Source organism: Crenobacter sp. CS_VA4, assembly GCF_055597485.1.
This window is the reverse complement of sequence record NZ_JBVMAE010000015.1, coordinates 72,410-91,365: the sequence shown is the minus strand read 5'-3', so window position 1 is coordinate 91,365 and position 18,956 is coordinate 72,410. Positions and strand designations below refer to the sequence as shown.

General features: G+C 65.9%; 19 protein-coding genes, 1 tRNA gene and 2 riboswitches. Of the genes, 14 read left to right on the top strand and 6 right to left on the bottom strand.

What is annotated here, in order from left to right; all coding sequences use genetic code 11:
• The first annotated feature begins 164 nt into the window (after window positions 1-164).
• Window positions 165-249, top strand: a tRNA-Leu gene (locus tag ACZ2IA_RS15110).
• Between the two features lie 281 nt (window positions 250-530).
• Entirely contained in the window at window positions 531-1,226 is a 696-nt protein-coding gene (locus ACZ2IA_RS15105) for a Bax inhibitor-1/YccA family protein (RefSeq protein ID WP_470293419.1), read from the top strand.
• Window positions 1,227-1,362: 136 nt separating this feature from the next.
• Here ACZ2IA_RS15105 and ACZ2IA_RS15100 read toward each other — a convergent pair whose 3' ends face one another.
• The gene (locus ACZ2IA_RS15100) at window positions 1,363-2,820 is read right to left on the bottom strand and encodes an aminoacyl-histidine dipeptidase (RefSeq protein WP_470293418.1); all 1,458 of its coding nucleotides are present in this window, start codon (window positions 2,818-2,820) and stop codon (window positions 1,363-1,365) included.
• Window positions 2,821-2,983: 163 nt separating this feature from the next.
• A riboswitch (TPP riboswitch) is annotated at window positions 2,984-3,078 on the top strand.
• Between the two features lie 42 nt (window positions 3,079-3,120).
• On the opposite strand from ACZ2IA_RS15100, the gene thiM reads away from it, so the two are divergent.
• Genes thiM through thiD form a run of 3 tightly spaced genes read left to right on the top strand, consistent with a single transcriptional unit; the run spans window position 3,121 to window position 5,362 of the window.
• Window positions 3,121-3,921 (top strand): hydroxyethylthiazole kinase, encoded by an 801-nt coding sequence (gene thiM, locus ACZ2IA_RS15095; protein WP_470293417.1) that lies wholly within the window; start codon window positions 3,121-3,123, stop codon window positions 3,919-3,921.
• On the top strand, window positions 3,918-4,568 hold the full coding sequence (gene thiE / locus ACZ2IA_RS15090; protein ID WP_470293416.1) for a thiamine phosphate synthase: 651 nt from the start codon (window positions 3,918-3,920) through the stop codon (window positions 4,566-4,568). Before thiM ends, thiE begins: the two co-directional genes overlap by 4 nt.
• Complete coding sequence (gene thiD, locus ACZ2IA_RS15085) at window positions 4,565-5,362, top strand: bifunctional hydroxymethylpyrimidine kinase/phosphomethylpyrimidine kinase (protein ID WP_470293415.1); 798 nt, start codon at window positions 4,565-4,567, stop codon at window positions 5,360-5,362. Before thiE ends, thiD begins: the two co-directional genes overlap by 4 nt.
• 89 nt (window positions 5,363-5,451) lie before the next feature.
• On the opposite strand, the gene ACZ2IA_RS15080 is transcribed toward thiD, so the two are convergent.
• Together ACZ2IA_RS15080 and apaG are read right to left on the bottom strand one after the other, a co-directional pair.
• Window positions 5,452-7,248: an ABCB family ABC transporter ATP-binding protein/permease gene (locus ACZ2IA_RS15080; protein WP_470293414.1), complete on the bottom strand. Its 1,797-nt coding sequence runs from the start codon at window positions 7,246-7,248 to the stop codon at window positions 5,452-5,454.
• A 224-nt stretch (window positions 7,249-7,472) separates the two neighbouring features.
• On the bottom strand, window positions 7,473-7,850 hold the full coding sequence (apaG, locus tag ACZ2IA_RS15075; protein WP_470293413.1) for a Co2+/Mg2+ efflux facilitator ApaG/CorD: 378 nt from the start codon (window positions 7,848-7,850) through the stop codon (window positions 7,473-7,475).
• Between the two features lie 179 nt (window positions 7,851-8,029).
• On the opposite strand from apaG, the gene rpe reads away from it, so the two are divergent.
• The 8 genes from rpe (at window position 8,030) to trpE (ending at window position 14,632) form a co-directional block, all read left to right on the top strand.
• Window positions 8,030-8,710: a ribulose-phosphate 3-epimerase gene (gene rpe / locus ACZ2IA_RS15070; protein ID WP_470293412.1), complete on the top strand. Its 681-nt coding sequence runs from the start codon at window positions 8,030-8,032 to the stop codon at window positions 8,708-8,710.
• Complete coding sequence (locus tag ACZ2IA_RS15065) at window positions 8,710-9,465, top strand: SDR family NAD(P)-dependent oxidoreductase (RefSeq protein ID WP_470293411.1); 756 nt, start codon at window positions 8,710-8,712, stop codon at window positions 9,463-9,465. Before rpe ends, ACZ2IA_RS15065 begins: the two co-directional genes overlap by 1 nt.
• Window positions 9,462-10,367, top strand: a complete 906-nt coding sequence (locus ACZ2IA_RS15060) for an RluA family pseudouridine synthase (RefSeq protein ID WP_470293410.1) — start codon at window positions 9,462-9,464, stop codon at window positions 10,365-10,367. Before ACZ2IA_RS15065 ends, ACZ2IA_RS15060 begins: the two co-directional genes overlap by 4 nt.
• 108 nt (window positions 10,368-10,475) lie before the next feature.
• Entirely contained in the window at window positions 10,476-11,027 is a 552-nt protein-coding gene (locus tag ACZ2IA_RS15055) for a fasciclin domain-containing protein (RefSeq protein WP_470293409.1), read from the top strand.
• 97 nt (window positions 11,028-11,124) lie between these two features.
• On the top strand, window positions 11,125-11,688 hold the full coding sequence (locus tag ACZ2IA_RS15050) for an RNA polymerase sigma factor (protein WP_470293408.1): 564 nt from the start codon (window positions 11,125-11,127) through the stop codon (window positions 11,686-11,688).
• Window positions 11,685-12,353 (top strand): anti-sigma factor, encoded by a 669-nt coding sequence (locus ACZ2IA_RS15045; RefSeq protein WP_470293407.1) that lies wholly within the window; start codon window positions 11,685-11,687, stop codon window positions 12,351-12,353. Before ACZ2IA_RS15050 ends, ACZ2IA_RS15045 begins: the two co-directional genes overlap by 4 nt.
• Before the next feature lie 17 nt (window positions 12,354-12,370).
• A complete protein-coding gene (locus tag ACZ2IA_RS15040) occupies window positions 12,371-13,039 on the top strand; it encodes a phosphoglycolate phosphatase (RefSeq protein WP_470293406.1) in 669 nt (222 codons plus the stop codon).
• A 129-nt stretch (window positions 13,040-13,168) separates the two neighbouring features.
• The gene (trpE, locus tag ACZ2IA_RS15035; RefSeq protein ID WP_470293405.1) at window positions 13,169-14,632 is read left to right on the top strand and encodes an anthranilate synthase component I; all 1,464 of its coding nucleotides are present in this window, start codon (window positions 13,169-13,171) and stop codon (window positions 14,630-14,632) included.
• Between the two features lie 65 nt (window positions 14,633-14,697).
• On the opposite strand, the gene ACZ2IA_RS15030 is transcribed toward trpE, so the two are convergent.
• The gene (locus ACZ2IA_RS15030) at window positions 14,698-15,288 is read right to left on the bottom strand and encodes a TMEM165/GDT1 family protein (protein WP_470293404.1); all 591 of its coding nucleotides are present in this window, start codon (window positions 15,286-15,288) and stop codon (window positions 14,698-14,700) included.
• Window positions 15,289-15,463, bottom strand: a riboswitch (yybP-ykoY riboswitch).
• Between the two features lie 159 nt (window positions 15,464-15,622).
• Between ACZ2IA_RS15030 and dmeF the strand changes: the two genes are divergently transcribed.
• Window positions 15,623-16,900 carry a CDF family Co(II)/Ni(II) efflux transporter DmeF gene (dmeF, locus tag ACZ2IA_RS15025; protein ID WP_470293403.1) on the top strand — a complete coding sequence of 426 codons (1,278 nt, stop codon included), beginning with the start codon at window positions 15,623-15,625 and terminating at the stop codon, window positions 16,898-16,900.
• Window positions 16,901-16,938: 38 nt separating this feature from the next.
• Here the strand turns inward: dmeF and aguB are convergent, their stop codons facing one another.
• Window positions 16,939-17,829: an N-carbamoylputrescine amidase gene (aguB, locus tag ACZ2IA_RS15020; RefSeq protein WP_470293402.1), complete on the bottom strand. Its 891-nt coding sequence runs from the start codon at window positions 17,827-17,829 to the stop codon at window positions 16,939-16,941.
• Window positions 17,830-17,850: 21 nt separating this feature from the next.
• Window positions 17,851-18,948, bottom strand: a complete 1,098-nt coding sequence (locus ACZ2IA_RS15015; RefSeq protein ID WP_470293401.1) for an arginase family protein — start codon at window positions 18,946-18,948, stop codon at window positions 17,851-17,853.
• Between the last annotated feature and the right edge of the window lie 8 nt (window positions 18,949-18,956).

The following is an 18,956-nucleotide window of genomic DNA, read 5'->3' as shown; positions in this document are numbered from 1 at the left end:
AACGGGCGTGCTTTCTCGGGTGCCCGGGCACGGGTTGAAGACGCGGGGAGCCGGTTTGGCCAAGGCAAAGCCGCCGATCGCGTCTTGCCCTCGGCGGCGGCTTTCTGTATGCTCCGTGTTCGCTGATTCGGCCAACTCTATTTGGCGGGTCGGCCATCACACATGCGAGCGTGGCGGAATTGGTAGACGCACTGGATTTAGGTTCCAGCGCCTTATGGTGTGGGAGTTCGAGTCTCCCCGCTCGCACCAGCAGTTTTCAAGCTGTCATTCAGTCTTCTCCCCCTGATTTTCCCTTCTGTTTTTCCTGGTGACACACTGGCATTTATGCGATTCCGGCCCGGACTTGGCGCTTTATTTGCCTGTTTATTCGCACCCGATTTACCCTTGGCATGACGCGTCAATTACTGTGTTACAGAATGTACACACAGCGCGCGCCGGGTTTTGCTAGTCTGCGATAGAAACTCTTTCCTATCTGGCTTGTCATAAACGCACTGCGAGTCACCATCCCGTTTAAGAGGAGACCAATCCTTATGCAACCGAACCTTCAGACGACGGCCTATCGGGCTACAACGCTTGCCGAGGCTCGCAACAAGGTTCTGCGCAATACTTATGCGCTGCTCGCCTTGTCGCTGGTGCCGACCGTGATCGGCGCCGTGATCGGCACCAATATGAGCTTCGCCTTCATGGCGGCCAGCCCGATGATGTCGACGCTGCTGCTGTTGGCGGTGATTTACGGCCTGTTCTTCGCGATCGAAAAGAACAAGGACAGCGGCCTCGGCGTCGTGCTGCTGCTCGGCCTGACGCTGTTTATGGGCGTGCTGCTCGGCCCGCTGCTGCAAGTGGCGCTGCGCCTGGCCAACGGCCCGCAGCTGGTGGTGATGGCCGGTGGCCTGACAGCGGTGGTGTTTTTCGTGATGGCGGGCATCGCCACGACGACCAAACGCGATCTGTCCGGGCTGACCAAGTTCATGACCGTCGGTGCGGTGGTGCTGATGGTGGCGGTGATCGCCAACGTCTTCCTGCGCCTGCCGGCGCTGCAACTGACGCTGTGCGCGGCGTTTTCGATCTTCAGTTCGCTGATGATCCTGTGGCAGGTGAAGACCATCGTCGACGGCGGCGAAACCAATTACGTGTCGGCCACGCTGACGCTGTACGTCAGCATTTACAACCTGTTCACCAGCCTGCTGCAGTTGCTGATGGCCTTTACCGGCAACGACCGTAACTAAGCTGTGCCTGTCAGCAATACAGAAGCGCCGGAATCATCCGGCGCTTTTTTCATGGCCGCTTGAAGCTTGGCCGAAGAGCCCGGCCATGAAAAAAGGGAGCGCATCGCGCTCCCTTCTCTTTCGGCCAACCTTGTCGTCAGGCCTTGGCCGGTACCGCGGCCAGCACGGCCTTGAGTAGCTGCCAGGCCTTGCCGACCGACTCGACGTTGACCCGTTCGCCCGGCGCGTGCGCGCCGCGGATGTCCGGGCCGAACGACACCATGTCGAGGTGCGGGTACTTGCTGCCGAGAATGCCGCACTCGAGGCCGGCGTGGATCACCTGGGTCTTAGCCTCGCCGCCGAACTCCTGACGGTAGACGTCCTGGAACAGCGCGAGCAGTTTCGACGCCGGGTTCGGTGCCCAGCCCGGGTAGCCACCTTCGCGCTCGACGTCGGCGCCGATCAGGTTCCACAGGCTTTCGATTTCATCGGCGAGCGCCACGAAACCGCTGTCGAGCAGCGAGCGCACCATGAAGTTGGCGAACAGCTTGCCGTCGCCGAGCGACACCACGCCAAGGTTGTTCGAGGTCTCGACCACGCCCGGCACGCGCTGACTCATCCGCTTCACGCCGTGTGGCGCCGCGTGCAGCGCGGCGAGGATCGCCACCTGGTATTCGTCGGCCATCATCTTGTCGGCGGCAGCTTCGGTGACGGTCAGCGCAATGCCGTCGTCGACGTCGGCGAGCTCGAAGCGCATCAGCGCCTGGAACGCGTCGACCGCGGCGTCGAGTTTTGCGGCGTCGGCCGCCTGGACGGCCAGCACGGCGAACGCTTCGCGCGCCAGCGCGTTGCGGGCGGTGCCGCCCTTGATCGACGCGACGTGCAGTTCGATCTGGCTCGACAGCTCCTGGATCAGGCGGATAAGGATCTTGATCGCGTTGCCACGACCGAGGTGGATGTCGGCGCCGGAGTGGCCGCCCTTCAGACCGCGCACGGCGATCTGGCGCACCGCGAAGCCGGCCGGCACGTCGACCTCCGGGTATTCGCGACGCACGTTGACGTCGACGCCGCCGGCGCAGCCGAGGTAGAACTCGCCCCACTCTTCGGTATCGATGTTGATCAAGAGTTCGCCGTCGAGGATGCCGGTGTCGAGGCCGAGCGCGCCGCCCATGCCGGCCTCCTCGTCGAGGGTGAACAGCGCCTCGACCGGGCCGTGTTGCAGATCGTCGCTGTCGAGCACCGCCAGCGCAAACGCCACGCCGATGCCGTTGTCGGCACCGAGCGTGGTGCCTTCGGCGATCAGCCAGCCGTCTTTCAGCACCGGGCGGATCGGGTCATTGAAGAAGTCGTGCACGGTGTCCGAGTTGGCCTGGCACACCATGTCGAGGTGGCCCTGCAGCACCACGCCCGGGCGGTTCTCGTAGCCCGGGGTCGCCGGTTTGCGGATGATCAGGTTGCCGACCGAATCGACGTGGGTGGTGAGGCCCTTCAGCTCGGCCCAACCCTTCAGATAGTCGCGCAGCTGTTCTTCGTGCTTGGACGGGCGCGGAATCTCGCACAGGGTCTGAAAATGCTTCCAAATCAGTTCGGGTTGCAGATCGGCAAATACGCTCACGGAAGGGTCCTTATTGTCATACTCGGCGCCGGATCGCGGCAGCCGACTCTCGGTGTGTGTGGGTAGCTCGGCACTCTATCACGGCGCCGGATGTCTATCCATGCGGGGCCGACCGTCGCCGTTGCTGGCGTTGACGGGCGCCGCGGCGCTCTGCACAATGGATTTCGATGACTCGGGGTGCCGCCTTGTGCGGCTGAGAAACACCCGTAAGCACCTGATCTGGATCATGCCAGCGTAGGGAAGTCACGATGGCCATCCTGCCCGGCCGTCGCTTCCCGCGCGATTTGCCGCGAGGATGCGATGACCTACCCTTCCCTGTCCGGCCGCGATGCCGGCTGCGAACTGAACCGCGTGCGCGCCGCCGCGCCGCTGGTGCACTGCCTGACCAATACCGTCGTGACCAACTTCACCGCCAATGTGCTGCTGGCGTTCGGTGCCGCGCCGGCGATGGTGGTGGCACGCGAGGAAGCGGCTGACTTCGCCGCGATCGCCGGCGCCTTGTCGGTCAACGTCGGCACGCTGACCGCGCCGCAGGCCGAGGCGATCCGCCTCGCCGTCGCTTCGGCCAACCACGCGGGCACGCCGTGGGTGCTCGATCCGGTGGCCGCCGGTGCCTTGGCGTACCGCACCGAGTTCTGCCGCGAGCTGCTCGACGCCCATCCCGCCGCGATCCGCGGCAACGCCTCGGAAATCCTTGCCTTGGCGGGGCTGTCCAGCGCCGGTCGCGGCGTCGACAGCCTGGATAGCAGCGAGGCGGCGATCGACGCGGCGCGGACCTTGGCCGAACGCAGCGGCGCGGTGGCGGCGGTGACCGGCGCGGTCGACTATGTGACCGACGGCGGCCGGGTGCTGGCGATCGAGGCCGGCGATGCGCTGTTGACCCGTGTCACCGGCACCGGCTGCTCGCTGTCGGCACTGGTCGCCGCCTTCCTGGCCGGTGCCACCGACAGGCTTGCCGCCGTGGCCGGCTCCTGTGCGACGATGGCGGTGGCCGGCCAGCTGGCCGCCCGTGAGGCGAGCGCGCCGGGCCGCTTCGCCGTCGCCCTGCTCGACCAGTTGTCCCTTATCGATTCCGCCGCCCTGGAGGCCGCCCTGCCATGAAACCCGTTCTCGACCTGAGCCTCTACCTGGTCCTCGACCCCGATATGTGCGGCGGCCACGCCGCGGCGCTGCGCACCGCCGACCTCGCGACCCGCAACGGCGTCACCGTCGTGCAACTGCGCGCACCGGAGTGGAAGAAGCGCGCCTGGCTCGCGCTGGCGCTCGAGCTGAAGGCGCTGCTCGCGCCGCGGGGCGTACCGCTGATCATCAACGACCATGTCGATATCGCCTTGGCCGTCGACGCCGACGGCGTGCATGTCGGCCAGAAGGATCTGCCGGTCGACGTGGTGCGCCGGCTGATCGGCCCGGACAAGCTGCTCGGCCTGTCGGCGTCGAGCCTGGCCGAGCTGCGTGCGGCCGACACGGCGCTGGTCGACTACCTGGGTGTCGGCCCGGTGTTCCCGACCGGCACCAAGAAGGACGCCAACCCGGTGCTCGGCGTAGCGACGTTGGCCGAACTGCTGGCCGAGAAGCCGCTGCCGGCGGTGGCGATCGGCGGCATCGGCATCGCTCAGGCGGCCGAGGTGATCGCCGCCGGTGCCGACGGCGTGGCGGTGGTGTCGGCGATCTGCGCCGCGGCCGACCCGGCCGCCGCCAGCGTGCAACTGAGCGCGACGATCGCCGCCGCGCGCGAGGTGGCGGCATGATTCCGAATGCGTTGACGATCGCCGGTTCCGACTCCGGCGGCGGTGCAGGCATCCAGGCCGACCTGAAGACCTTTTCCGCGCTCGGCGCCTACGGCCTGTCGGTGATCACCGCCTTGACCGCGCAGAACACTCGCGGTGTGCAAGCGGTGCACACGCCGCCGCCGGAGTTCGTGCGCGCGCAGTGCGATGCGGTGTTCGAGGACATCCGCGTCGACGCGGTGAAACTCGGCATGCTCGCCAACGCCGGCATCATCCGCGCGGTGGCGGCGGCGCTGGCCGACTGGCAGCCGCCGTTCGTGGTGCTCGACCCGGTGATGATCGCCAAGGGCGGCCACCCGCTGTTGCAGGACGACGCGACCGTGGCGCTGCGCGACGAGCTGCTGCCGCGCGCCAGCCTGATCACGCCGAACCTGCCCGAGGCGGCGGCGTTGCTCGGCGAGGCCGAAGCGCAGGACGAGGACGCGATGGTGCGCCAGGGCGAGAAGCTGCTGGCGCTCGGCGTCGGCGCGGTGCTGATGAAAGGCGGCCACCTCGGCGGCCCGACCAGCCCGGACTGGCTGATCACGCCCGACGGCGTGCAGCAGTTCAGTGTGCCGCGCTTTACCACCCGCCACACGCACGGCACCGGCTGCACGCTGTCGGCGGCGCTGGCTGCCTTGCGTCCGCAGCAGCCGGACCTGGCCAGTACCGTTGCCGCCGCCAAGCACTGGCTGAACGGCGCGCTCGCCAACGCGGATCGGCTGCAGGTCGGCCACGGCATCGGCCCGGTGCATCACTTCCACGCCTGGTGGTAGCGGAGTGAGGTTGGCCGAACGGTTCGGCCAACCTTGGACACGAAAAAGGCACGCCCATGAGCGTGCCTTTTTCGTGATGGGTCGGCGGATCAAGCTGGCTCTTCTTCCTGATGCTCGCTCTCCTGCTGCAACCGCCACATCTCGGCGTAGCGGCCGCCCTGCTCGACCAGCTCGCGGTGCGTGCCGGCCTCGATCACCCGTCCGCCTTCCATCACCACGATCTGGTCGGCGTCGACGATGGTCGACAGCCGGTGTGCGATCACCAGCGTGGTGCGGTCGGCCGAAATCTCGGCCAGTTCCTGCTGGATCGCCCGCTCGGTTCGCGAGTCGAGCGCGCTGGTGGCCTCGTCGAAGATCAGGATCGGCGGGTTCTTCAGCAGGGTGCGGGCAATGGCGACGCGCTGCTTCTCGCCGCCGGACAGCTTCAGGCCGCGCTCGCCGACCATGGTGTCGTAGCCGTCTGGCAGCGTCACCACGAAGTCGTGGATGTGCGCCGAACGCGCCGCCTCGATCACCTCGTCGCGGCTCGCCTCGGGTCGGCCGTAGGCGATGTTGTAGTAGATCGTGTCGTTGAACAGCACAGTGTCCTGCGGGACGATGCCGATATGCGCGCGCAGGCTGTCCTGGGTCAGGTCACGGATATCGGTGCCGTTGATGCGGATGCTGCCGGCGTTGACGTCGTAGAAGCGGAACATCAGCCGCGACAGCGTCGACTTGCCGGCGCCGCTGGCGCCGACCACCGCCAGCGTTTGGCCGGCCGGGATGTCCAGGCTGACCTTGTCGAGGATCTGCCGCTTGCTCTCGTAGCCGAAGTCGACCTGCTCGAAGCGCACCGCCGCATGCTGGGTGGCGAGCGGCTTGGCCTCGGCCCGGTCGGCGACTTCGGCGCCGGCGCCGAGCAGCTTGAACATCCGCTCCATGTCGGCGAGCGAATGCTTCATCTCGCGGTAGACGAAACCGAGGAAGTTGAGCGGCGCGTACAGCTGGGTCAGGTAGGCCGACACCAGCACCACGTCGCCGACCGTCATCGTGCCTTTCACCACCCCGTCGGCCGACAGCCACAAGAGCGCGGTGACGCCGCAGACGATGATGAAACCCTGGCCGGCGTTGAGCAGGTTGAGCGACACCTGGTTCTTGATCGCCGAGTACTCCCACGACGCCAGGTTGCGGTCATAGCGCTCGGTCTCGTAGCGCTCGTTGCCGAAGTACTTCACCGTTTCGTAGTTGATCAGCGCGTCGATCGCCTTGGCGTTGGCCTTGGAATCGAGGTCGTTCATGCTGCGCCGGTAGACCATCCGCCACTCGGTGACGAGCAGCGTGAACACGATGTAGAACGCGATGGTGCCGAGCGTCACCGCGGCGAACCAGCCGCTGTAGCGCGACAGCAGGATCGCCGTGACCATCGCGATCTCGACCAGGGTCGGCAGGATGTTGAACACCAGGAAGTTGAGCAGGAAGCCGATACCCTTGGTGCCGCGATCGATGTCGCGGCTCATCCCGCCGGTCTGACGCTCCAGGTGGAAGCGCAGCGACAGCGAAAACAGGTGCTGGAACACCGAGTTGGCGATGCGCCTGATCGCACCCTGCGTCACCCGCGCGAACAGCGCATCGCGCAGCTCGCCGAATACGCTGGCCGCCAAGCGCGCGATGCCGTAGCCGGCCAGCGCCGCGACCGGCAGCACCAGCAAGCTGGTCTTGATCGACAGCGCGTCCACCGTGCCCTTCAGGTAGAGCGGCACGCTGACGTTGGCCACCTTGGCGATCACCAGACAAGACAGCGCGAAGATCACCCGCCACTTGAACGTCCAGATGTAGGGCAGCAGGGTTTTAAGGGTTTGCAGGTCGTTACGGTTCGTCGGCGCCGGGCCGGAATGTGTCAAACGCATGAAGTGTATTTCTTGTTAACGCCCCTGTCTTGACCGAAGATGAACCGGGGTTCCGGTTCGGCCAACCTCATTAAGGGGCGGAGGTGAGAATGTGGATTGTGTTGCTCGAGGCGTTGCTGGCTTTGGGGCTGGCGGTGTTCATCGTGTGGTGGACCTGGCCGCGCCGCAAATAGCGCGGTCTGCCTGCAGGCTAGACCTAGCCAGACCCGGCACCCGTCTTGTGCTCAGTGCAGCACGCGCGGCGCGGTCAGCACGAATTCGGGAATCTCGGCGTCGAACCGGGTGCCGTCTTCGGCCAACATCTGGTAGCTGCCGTGCATCGTGCCCCACGGCGTGGTCAGCGTGACACCACTGGTGTATTCGTAGCTTTCGCCGGGCGCCAGGTCCGGGTGCTCACCGACCACGCCCATGCCGCGCACCTCCTGTTTCTGGCGATTGGCGTCGGCGATGATCCAGTGCCGGCTGACCAGCTGTGCCTGCACCGTGCCGGTGTTGGTCATACGGATGCGATAGCCGAATACGTAGCGATCGCCGGTGACGTCCGATTTGTCCGCCAGGTAGAACACCTCGGTTTCCACCTGCAAGCTGTACTGCTTTTCCATTGTCGGTTCCATTGTTTTTCGTGGCGCGGCGCCGGCGGCGCAGCTGAACGACAGTCCTGATACTGACCATCTTAGCCCCAACCGGCGCGATCAGGAATGTGCATTGCCGCGACAGCCCGGCCCGCCCGGCTTTGCGTTAAAATTACGGCTTCGTTGCAAACTGCCTTCACGAGTCCCCCATGCCGAACTTTCGCATTGCCCCGAGCCTGCTGTCCGCCGACTTCGCCCGCCTCGGCGAAGAAGTGAAAAACGTCATCGCCGCCGGCGCCGACATCATCCACTTCGACGTGATGGACAACCACTACGTGCCGAACCTGACGATGGGGCCGATGCTCTGCGAGGCGATCCGCCCGCACACCACCGCGCTGATCGACGTGCACCTGATGGTCAAGCCGGTGGACGCGTTGGCGGCGATGTTCGCCAAGGCCGGTGCCGACATCATCACCTTCCACCCGGACGCGAGCGATCACGTCGACCGCACCCTGGCGCTGATCAAGGAAGCCGGCTGTAAGGCGGGCCTGGTGTTCAACCCAGCCACTCCGCTGCACTACCTCGACCACGTGATGGACAAGATCGACATGGTGCTGATCATGTCGGTGAACCCGGGCTTCGGCGGCCAGAAGTTCATTCCCGAGGCGCTCAACAAGATCCGCAAGGTACGCACCCGCATCGATGAGTACACCGCGCGCCACGGTGGCGAGATCTGGCTGGAGGTCGACGGCGGCGTGAAGGTCGACAATATCGCGCAGATCGCCGCGGCCGGTGCCGACACCTTCGTGGCCGGTTCGGCCATCTTCAACACCCCGGACTACGCCGCCACCATCGCGGCGATGCGCGCCGAACTCGCCAAGGCCGACTGATGACGCACGCCAGCATCGTCACCGGCGCGTCGCGCGGCCTGGGCCTGGCGCTGACGGCCGCCCTGCTCGCCGCCGGCCACCGCGTGGTCGCCGCCGCGTGCAGTCAGAGCAGCGAGTTGGCCGAACTGCAGGCCCGCTACCCGGCGCAGCTCTTCTGGCGGGCGGTCGACCTGGCCGACCCGGCCGCCGCCGCGGCCTTGCTGCCGGCGGCGCTGGCGCAATTGGGCGCCGGGCCGTTTGCCTCGCTGACGCTGATCAACAACGCCGGCGTGGTCACGCCGATCGGTCAGGTCGGCCAGTGGGACGAGACGGCGGTCGCGCAGGCGGTGGCGATCAACCTGACCGCGCCACTGCTGCTGACCAACGCCTTCATCGCGCAGACCGCAGGGTTGGCCGAACGGCGCCGGGTGATCGGCATCTCGTCCGGTGCGGCGGTCAAGGCGATTTCCGGCTGGGGCGTGTACGGTGCGACCAAGGCGGCGCTCGACCACTTCACCCGCCACGCCGCCCTTGAGCAGGCGGAACATGGTGACGGCGTTCGCATCGTGTCGCTCTACCCCGGTGTGGTCGATACCGGCATGCAGGCGACGATCCGCGGCAGCTCGACCGACGCCTTCCCCAATCGCGAGCGCTTCGACGCGCTGAAGGCCGACGGCGCACTGAGCAGCCCGGCCGACACGGCGCAACGCATCCTCGCCTACCTCGACAGCCCGGCGTTCGCCAGCGTGCCGGTGGTCGATATCCGCACGCTGTGAGCTCCGCCCGCAGCCAAACCGTCGCACCGCTGCCGATGCGCGATGGCGTCAGCCCGAGCTACGTCTGGGTGCAGGACGGCGCTGGCGCGGCCTTGTTGCCGTTTCTGGCGGCGCGCTTCCCGGACGTGCCGGCCGCGGTCTGGCTCGACCGGATGGCGCGTGGCGAGCTGGTCGACCGGTACGGCCAGGCGCTCGTGCCGGACAGCACGATCCGGCGCGGCGACTGCCTGTTCTACTACCGCGAGCTGGCGCAGGAGACGCCGGTGCCGTTCAGCGAGACCGTGCTGTTTCGCGACGAGCACCTGCTGATCGCCGACAAGCCGCACTTCCTGCCGGTGATCCCGACCGGCCGCCACCTGCAGGAGACGCTGCTGGTGCGCCTGAAGCGCCGGCTCGGCCTTAACGAGCTGACGCCGATCCACCGCATCGACCGCGACACCGCCGGCCTGGTGGTGTTCTCGCTCAATCCGGCCAGCCGCGGCGCCTACCAGTCGCTGTTCCAGCAACGCGCGATCACCAAGACCTACGAGGCGGTTGCGCCGGCGCTGCCGGGCAAGACCTTCCCCTTCGTTCACCGCAGCCGCATGGTGCCGGGCACGCCGTTCTTTCGCATGGAGGAAGTCGCCGGCGAGCCGAACAGCGAGACCTGGATCGACCTGATCGAGCAGCGCGATGGCGTGTGCCGTTATCGACTGCAGCCGGTCACCGGCCGCAAGCATCAGCTGCGCGTGCATCTGGCCGGCCTCGGCGCGCCTATCGTCGGCGACGTGTTCTACCCCGAGGTGCGGCCGGTGGCGGACGACGACTTCTCACGGTCGCTGCAATTGCTGGCCCGCGCCATCGCCTTCACCGACCCCTTGAGCGGCGAGCCGCGCCGGTTCGTCAGCCAGCGCGATCTCTGACGTATCGCTGTAAATTTTTGCTTCACCCCGCATCCGTTTCGCTTCGGCCAACGTAGTAGCTAGTGCAGACCGTACTGCATCGCTAACTCGAGCCGAAGGAGAAACACCATGAAAACCACCCCCCGTCTGTTGCTCATCGCTGCGCTGTTGGCCACGCCGCTGGCGTTTGCCGAATCGACCGTGTGGGTCGGCGGTCAGCAAATGCTCCCGAGCAAGGACATCGTCGACAACGCGGTCAATTCGGCCGACCACACCATGCTGGTCACCGCCGTGAAGGCGGCCGGCCTGGTCGGCACGCTGAAAGGCCCTGGCCCGTTCACCGTGTTCGCCCCGGTCAACTCGGCGTTCGCCGCGCTGCCGGCCGGCACCGTCGACGGCCTGCTGAAGCCGGAAAGCAAGGACACGCTGATCCGCGTGCTGACCTACCACGTGGTGCCGGGGCGTTACGACATGGCGGCGCTGAGCCAGGCCATCAAGAAAGGCGGTGGCACCGCCGAACTGACAACCGTGTCCGGCGGCAAGCTCTGGTTCATGTGGAACGGCCCGCACAACATCGTGATCAAGGATGAAAAGGGTCAGATCGCCAACATCACCACCTACGACGTCTATCAGAAGAACGGTGTAATCAACGTTGTCGACAAAGTGTTGCTGCCGATGTAAGGCGGGATGAGGCGGCCACGGTGGCGGTCGCCTCGTTGTTTTTTGGTTTTTAGCTGCCACAATCGAATTCAGGCTGCATGAAACCAGGGGCCCCTCTGTGGACCGTCGTCATCCGGATGCAAACGAAGAACTGATCGAACTGCTCGCGCGTACCGCGCTTGGCGAACGCAAGGCCTTCGCCCGGCTCTACCGTCTGGCCGCGCCGCAGTTGTTGGGCATCTTGCGGCGCTACGTGCGACAGCGGGCGTTGGCCGAAGAGCTGCTTCAGGACTGCTTCATCGAGATCTGGCACCATGCGCCCGACTATCGCCCGGAGCGCGGCGTGCCGTTGGCCTGGATGAGCCGGATCGCCCGCAACAAGGCGATCGATGCGCTGCGCCAGTGGCCGGACGAAGTCTCATCGGACGAATTCGAGTTTCCCGAGCCCAGCGCCGCCGCCAGCGATGAACCGCTCGCCGTGCTGAGCGAGCGCAGCGAGGCCAGTACGCTTTTCGACTGCCTGCGCCATCTACCTGCCGCGCAGCGCCAGAGCGTGGTGCTGGCCTATTTTCACGGCCAGTCGCACAGCGAAATCGCCGCCATCCTGGGGAGCCCGCTCGGCACGGTGAAGAGTTGGGTCACCCGGGCGATCGCCCATTTGAGAGAGTGCGTCGGCGTATGAACTACCTGCTCCCCGAACGCTATCAGCCGCTAGCCGCCCGCTACGTCAGCGGCGTGCTGCGCGGCGCCGCGCGCTCCCGATTCGAAAAGCTTGCCAGCGTCCACTCGCTGCTGCAGCAAGAAATCGTCGCCTGCGAGAATCTGCTCGCCCCGCTCGATGCCGCGACCGTGCCGGTGAAACCGCGTCGCCGCACCTGGCGGCAGATTGAGAAACGGTTGGGTTTTCGGCCGCGGCGGCGATCGCATCCGGTGTTCTGGTTCCTCACCGGCACCATCACGGCGTTCCTGATGAGCGCGGCGGTGGTGAACTTCTCGCCGCAGCTGCTGCCGCAACCCGAGCTGCCGACCCCGGTCGCGGTGCTGAACGATCCCACCGGCGTCGCCGGCATGGTGGTCAGCCGCGACGCGGCACGGCGCACGCTGGCCGTGACGCTGCTGCAACCGGTCGACCTACCGGCGGGCAAGGTGCTGGAACTCTGGGCGCTGCGCCGCGACGGTACGCCGCGCTCGCTCGGCCTGTTGCAGGGCAAGACACCGCGGGTGACGATCAGCCGGCCGCTGTCCGACGCTAACCAGCTGGCGGTGTCGATCGAGCCGGAGGGCGGCTCTCCCGAGGACAAGCCGACCGGACCGGTGGTGTATACTGGCCCGCTGATTCTCAGCTGACATGCATTGACATCGCCATGACGCTTTCCAACATCCGCGCCGTTGCCTTCGACCTCGACGGCACCCTGGTCGACTCGATCCCGGATCTGGCCGCCGCTGCCAACGCGATGCGCCAGCATTTTGATCTCGCGCCGCTGCTGGCCGAGCGCATCCAGTCGCACGTCGGCGACGGCATCGCCAGCCTGGTGCACCGCGCGCTCACCGACGAGCGCGACGGCCAGGCGCCGATCGAGACCTGGCAGGCCGGCTTCGCCTTCTTCGTGAAGTACTACCACGAGCACCTGTGCGACTACAGCCACCTCTACCTGGGCGTAGAAGCCGGCCTGGACCTACTGCGTGCACGCCAGCTGCCGCTGGTGGTGATCACCAACAAGAGCGAACGCTTCGCCGTGCCCTTGCTGCAGCAGTTGGGCCTCGCCGACCGCTTCAGCCTGATTCTCGGCGGCGACAGCCTGCCGGAGAAGAAGCCGTCGGCGCAGCCGCTGCTACACGCCTGCGAGGTGCTCGGCATCAAGCCGGCCGAACTGGCGATGGTCGGCGACTCGGCCAACGACATATTGGCCGCGCGTGCCGCCGGCAGCGCGGCGATCGCGGTCAGCTACGGTTACGGTGACGCGGCCCAGCTTGGCGCCGACGCGGTGATCGGCAACCTTGCCGAGCTGTACGATTTGATGAAGAATAACTAACGTTTTTGCCAAGAATCCATTCGATACGAGTCATGAAGTTTCTGCCCAACCTGGCCAGCTGGCGATGGCATCGCTGATCTCGCACCGCCGTTCCGCCTTACGACAACAACGACCTATTGGGAGAAATTCATGACTCACGACGAGTTCCAGACGCTCGCCGCCGCCGGCTACAACCGTATTCCTGTCACCCTCGAACTGTTCGCCGACCTCGACACGCCGCTGTCGGTCTACCTGAAGCTCGCCAACGCGCCCTATTCCTACCTGCTCGAATCGGTGGTCGGCGGCGAGCGCTTCGGTCGTTACTCCTTCATCGGCCTGCCCGCCACGACCCGCTTGCGCGTCAACGAGCGCCGCGTCCAGGTCGAGTACGGCGACAAGGTGATCGAACAGCACGACGGCGACCCGCTCGCCTTCATCGAGGCGTTCCAAGCGCGCTTCCGCACCCCGCCGGTCGAGAGCCTGCCGCGCTTTACCGGCGGCCTGGTCGGCTACTTCGGTTACGACACGGTGCGTTACATCGAGAAGCGTCTGGCCGAGACCCGCAAGCCCGACCCGGTCGGCACGCCGGACATCCTCTTGATGTTGTCCGAGGAACTGGCGGTAGTCGACAACCTGTCGGGCAAGCTGTACCTGGTGGTCTACGCCGACCCGGCGGTGCCGAACGCGCTCGCCAAGGCCGAGGCGCGCCTCGCCGCGTTGCGCACCAAGTTGCGCGAGCCGGTGCCGCTGCCCTTGTCGCTGCCGACCGCGGTGACGCAGGCGCAGTCCGAATACGGCGAAGAAGAATTCAAGCAGGCGGTGGTCGACGCCAAGCGCTACATCACCGAAGGCGACATCATGCAGGTGGTGCTGGCGCAGCGGCTGGCGATGCCGTTTGCCGAATCGCCGCTGGCGCTGTATCGCGCGCTGCGCAGCCTCAACCCCTCGCCGTATATGTTCTTCTACCACTTCGACGACTTCCACGTGGTCGGTGCCTCGCCGGAAATCCTGGTGCGCCGCGAGGGTGAGACGATGACGGTCCGCCCGATCGCCGGCACCCGCCCGCGCGGCAAGACCCGCGAGGAGGACCAGGCTTTGGCCGAAGACCTGCTGGCCGACCCGAAGGAAATCGCCGAACACGTGATGCTGATGGACCTGGGCCGCAACGACGTCGGCCGCGTCGCCGAAACCGGCAGCGTGCGCCTGACCGAGCAAATGGTGATCGAGCGCTATTCGCACGTGATGCACATCGTTTCGAGCGTCGAGGGCACCGTGGCGCCGCAAGTGTCGAACATCGATGTGCTGAAGGCCGCCTTCCCGGCCGGCACTCTGTCCGGCGCGCCGAAGGTGCGCGCGATGGAGATCATCGACGAATACGAGCCGACCAAGCGCGGCATCTACGGCGGCGCGGTCGGTTATCTGGGCTTCTCCGGCGACATGGACCTGGCGATCGCGATCCGCACCGCGGTGATCAAGAACCAGACACTGTACGTGCAGTCGGGCGCCGGCATCGTCGCCGACTCGGTGCCCGAGTCGGAATGGTTGGAAACGCAGAACAAGGCGCGCGCGGTGGTGCGCGCCGCCGAGCTGGTGCAGAGGGGTCTGGACGGCTGATCGCTGATCGAACCGCCATCACGAGAAACGCGCCCGCTGGGCGCGTTTTGCATTGTCAGGCGGAATCACGGCGCCAAGGACGTGCCGGCAAGCGCGTTACGCAGCGCCAAGCCGCCCAGCACGACAAAGATCAATGCGGCGACGATATGGACCGCCTTCGCCGGCAGTCGGTCGGCGAAGCGGTGGCCCAGATAGATCACGGGTACATTGGCCAGCATCATGCCCAGCGTGGTACCGCCGACCACGCCAACGAAGTCATGGAACCGTGCCGCTAAGGCGATGGTGACGATCTGGGTCTTGTCGCCCATCTCGGCCAGGAAGAAAGTGAACACGGTCGTGCCGAAAATGCCCATGGGCCGTTTGGGCATGGCGACTTCGCCTTCGTCGAGCTTGTCGGGCACCAGGATCCAGCCGGCCATCAGGGCGAACGAGGCAACGATGGCCCAATTCAACACCGCGGGATTCAGCACGCCGGATAGCCACGTGCCTATGCCCCCAGCGCCGGCATGGTTGACGAGCGTCGCTACCAGTACGCCAAGAATGATGGGAACAGGCTTGCGGTAACGTGCGGCAAGGACGAGGGAAAGCAGTTGCGTCTTGTCGCCGACTTCGGCCAAGGCGACCACGCTGGTGGAAACGAGGAAGGACTGCATCATGAAGACTCCTGGCCGGCAGAAAACCATGACCGCATTGCTTCCCCGGCCACGCAGAGGCAATGCAGTCAAAGGTCTTGCCAAATCCGGGATCACTTACGCCATGCCGCGAACGGCAAGTCTGTTGACGCAAGTCCCTCTCATAGACGGAGGGCGGCTACTCCCCAATGACGGCCGCCATTCTACCTCGCCGGCCGATCAGAGGAAAGCAGGCCGGTCTGAAAGGAGAGTTCATCCAACGGCGTCGCAGATAGTATACTCCCCCATACTATACGACAGGCGTCATGAGGTATCCCCTCCATGACAAGCCGGGACGTTGTGAATAGCTATTTCAAGTATGAGAGTGATCATCATGCGGGACCAGACACAAGCGGGTATGGCGGGCACACACAGCCATGTATTTCTAGGGGCCGGCCATGAACAGAACGAGCGCAAGACATGGGCGGTGATTGTCCTATGTAGTGTGATGATGCTGGTGGAAATCGTCGGCGGGAGCCTGTTCGGCTCCTTGGCGCTGGTGGCCGACGGCTTGCACATGTCCACCCATGCGGGGGCGATGCTGATCGCCGCGATGGCGTACACCTACGCGCGCCGCCATGCCAACGACCCCCGCTTTGGCTTCGGCACCGGCAAGCTGGGCGATTTGGCGGGTTTCTCCAGCGCCATCGTGCTGGCGATGATCGCGCTGTTGATCGGTTATGAGGCGCTTGTACGTTTCTTCTCCCCGATCCCGATCCATTTCTCCGAAGCCATTCCGATCGCGGTGGTGGGTTTGGGCGTCAACATCGTCAGTGCCTGGCTGTTGAGTGGGGACCATCACGGACACAGCCATGGGCATAGTCATGGCCACGGTCATGATGCGCACGAGCATGGAGACGAGTCCCAGCGCATCGAGAGACGCAACGGCACCGTCGAGCTGTCGGTGTACGAAGACGGCGTGCCACCCCGCTTCCGCTTGGCCTTCGATGGGGAGAAGCCGGCGGCTTCCGCCGTGTCGCTGCAGACGATCCGGCCCGGTGGCGAGAAGCAATCCTTTGCCTTCGTCGATTGCGGAAGCCATCTGGAATCAGTGGACGAGATTCCCGAGCCCCACGCCTTCGAGGTGAGGGTGAGCCTGTCTGGCGAAGAGCATGCGCTAACGTTCGTCGAACACGACCATCATGCCGGGGCGGGGTCGGTTTCCACGCATCGCGACAACAACATTCGGTCGGCGTATCTCCATGTGATCGCCGATGCGGCGGTTTCGGTGCTGGCCATTGTCGGTCTGGTGCTCGCGCGCCTGTTCGGCTGGGTCTGGATGGACCCGCTTGCCGGCATTGTCGGGGCGGTCGTTATCGCCAACTGGTCATACACGCTGATCCGCGACACGGCGGGCGTCCTGCTCGATGTCGTCCCGGATCAACGCATGCAAGGGCAAATCAGGAAGGTCATCGAGCAGGACGGCGATCAACTTGTCGATCTCCACCTCTGGCGCTTGGGGCCAGGCCACCTTGGAGTCATGGTGTCGGTCGTGGCCGAGGCCCAGCGCACGCCGGCCTACTATCGTGCCAAGCTCGACCGCTTCAAGGCGCTGTCACACATCACCGTTGAGGTGCAGCCTCGCGGCAGCCATTAGCAGGATCAGCACCGGCCGGGCGGCCATGCCGAAGACGGTCAGCCGGCCATGCCCCTCTGCGGCTGGTGTCCATCGAGTGTCAGCAGCGTGCGGTAGTGCTCGGGACGGCGGTCGCGAAACACGCCCCAGCTGCGGCGTTTCTCGGCCAGCGCATCCAGATCGAAGCTGGCGAGCAGGATCTGACGCTCGTCGCGACTGGCTTCGGCCACCAGCTCGCCGTCCGGCCCGGCGATGAACGAGCTGCCGTAGAAGGTGATCTGGCCGTCGGCGCCGTGCTCGGTGCCGATCCGGTTGCTGGCGATCAGCGGCATCAGGTTGGCGGCGGCATGGCCGCGCTGGGTGTTCTGCCAGTGGCGGCGCGAGTCGATGCCGGCATCGTGCGGCTCGGAGCCGATCGCGGTCGGGTACAACAGCAGCCCCGCCCCCATCAGCGCCATGCTGCGCGCGCATTCGGGGAACCATTGGTCCCAGCAGATGCCGACGCCGATCCGGCCCACGGCGGTATCCCACACCTTGAAACCGAGATCGCCCGGCGAGAAGTAGTACTTCTCCGTGTAGCCCGGCCCGTCCGGGATGTGCATCTTGCGGTAGTGGCCGAGCAGGCTGCCGTCGGCGTCGATGATCGCGATGCTGTTGAACTGGGTCTGCCCGGCGCGTTCGAAGAAGCTGACCGGCAGCACCACATTCAGTTCGCGCGCCAGAGCCAGGAAGCGCGGCAGCCAGGGGTGGCCCTCGAGCGGGCGCGCCAGCTCGTTGTGGCGGGCGATCTGGTCGATGCAGAAATACGGCGTCTCGAACAGTTCCTGCAGCAGCACGACATTGGCGCCCTGCCCGGCCGCCTCGCGTACCAGCGCCTCGGCGTTGGCGAGGTTGGCGTCAGTATCCCAAGTGCAAGCCATCTGGGTGGCGGCGACGGTAATGTTGCGCATGGTGGGGTCTCCTAAATTCTATTATTCGGCCAACGTCGGCCAGTAGCGGGCATGTTGATGGCGCAGCGCGTCGAGCGTGGCGCGCTCCTGCGGCGCAATCGGCCGAGCCGGGAAATGGTGCGGGTCGGTGAAATCGCAGGCGATGCCGCTCAAGCCCTCGATCACGCCGAGCGTGGCTATCGGCAGGTACGGCAGGCTGTAGCCACCTTCCTGCAGCGCGACCAGCCGGCCATCGCAGATCTGTTCGGCCAACGTTTTCAAGCGTGCCGCCAGCGCGGTGTAGCCGTCGCGGGTCAGCCGCATCCGGCCCAGCGGATCGTAGGCGTTGGCATCTTGGCCGGCCGAGATCAGGATCAACTGCGGGCGATATTGCCGCAGTACCGGCAGCACGATCTCGTCGAACGCGGCGAGATAGCCGCGGTTGCCGGTGCCGGCCGGTAGCGGCAGGTTGAGGTTGTGACCGCGCCCGGCGCCCTCGCCCGCTTCGTCGCTTGAGCCGCCTTCCAGCGGGTAGTTGTCCTCCTCGTGCAGCGACACGAACAGCACCGACGGGTCGTCGTAGAACAGCGACTGGGTGCCGTTGCCGTGGTGCACGTCCCAGTCGATGATCGTGACCCGCTCCAGCCCGTGCATTGCCTGAGCGTGGCGCGCCGCGGCCGCGACATTGTTGTAGTAGCAATAGCCCATCGCGAAGTCGCGGCTCGAGTGATGGCCGGACGGCCGGATTAGCGCGTAGGCATTGTCGACCTGCCCCTGCAGCACCGCGTCGACCGCCGCGCAGGCCGCGCCGGCGGCGAGCCGCGCGGTGCGTTCGGTCGCCTCGTTGCCGCGCGCGTCGTCGCCGAGTTGGATCGTCTTACCGCTTGCGGCGGCGCAGCGGGCAGCGAGGCTCGCCAGATAGTCGGCCGAATGCACGCGCAGCAGCTGTTGGTCGCTCGCCGCGTCGAAGGCCAGCGGCGTGAGCTGCGCCGTCAGACCGACCGCATCGAGCAGCCGCTTGGTGTGTACCAGACGCAGAGGGCTGTCGAATTCTTCGCCGCAGTCGGCGCCTTGATAGACCTGGCGGCCGGCGTTGTGCTCGAGAAAGCGCTCGTCGTAGATGAAACCCGTTGTCGTCATCGCCGCTT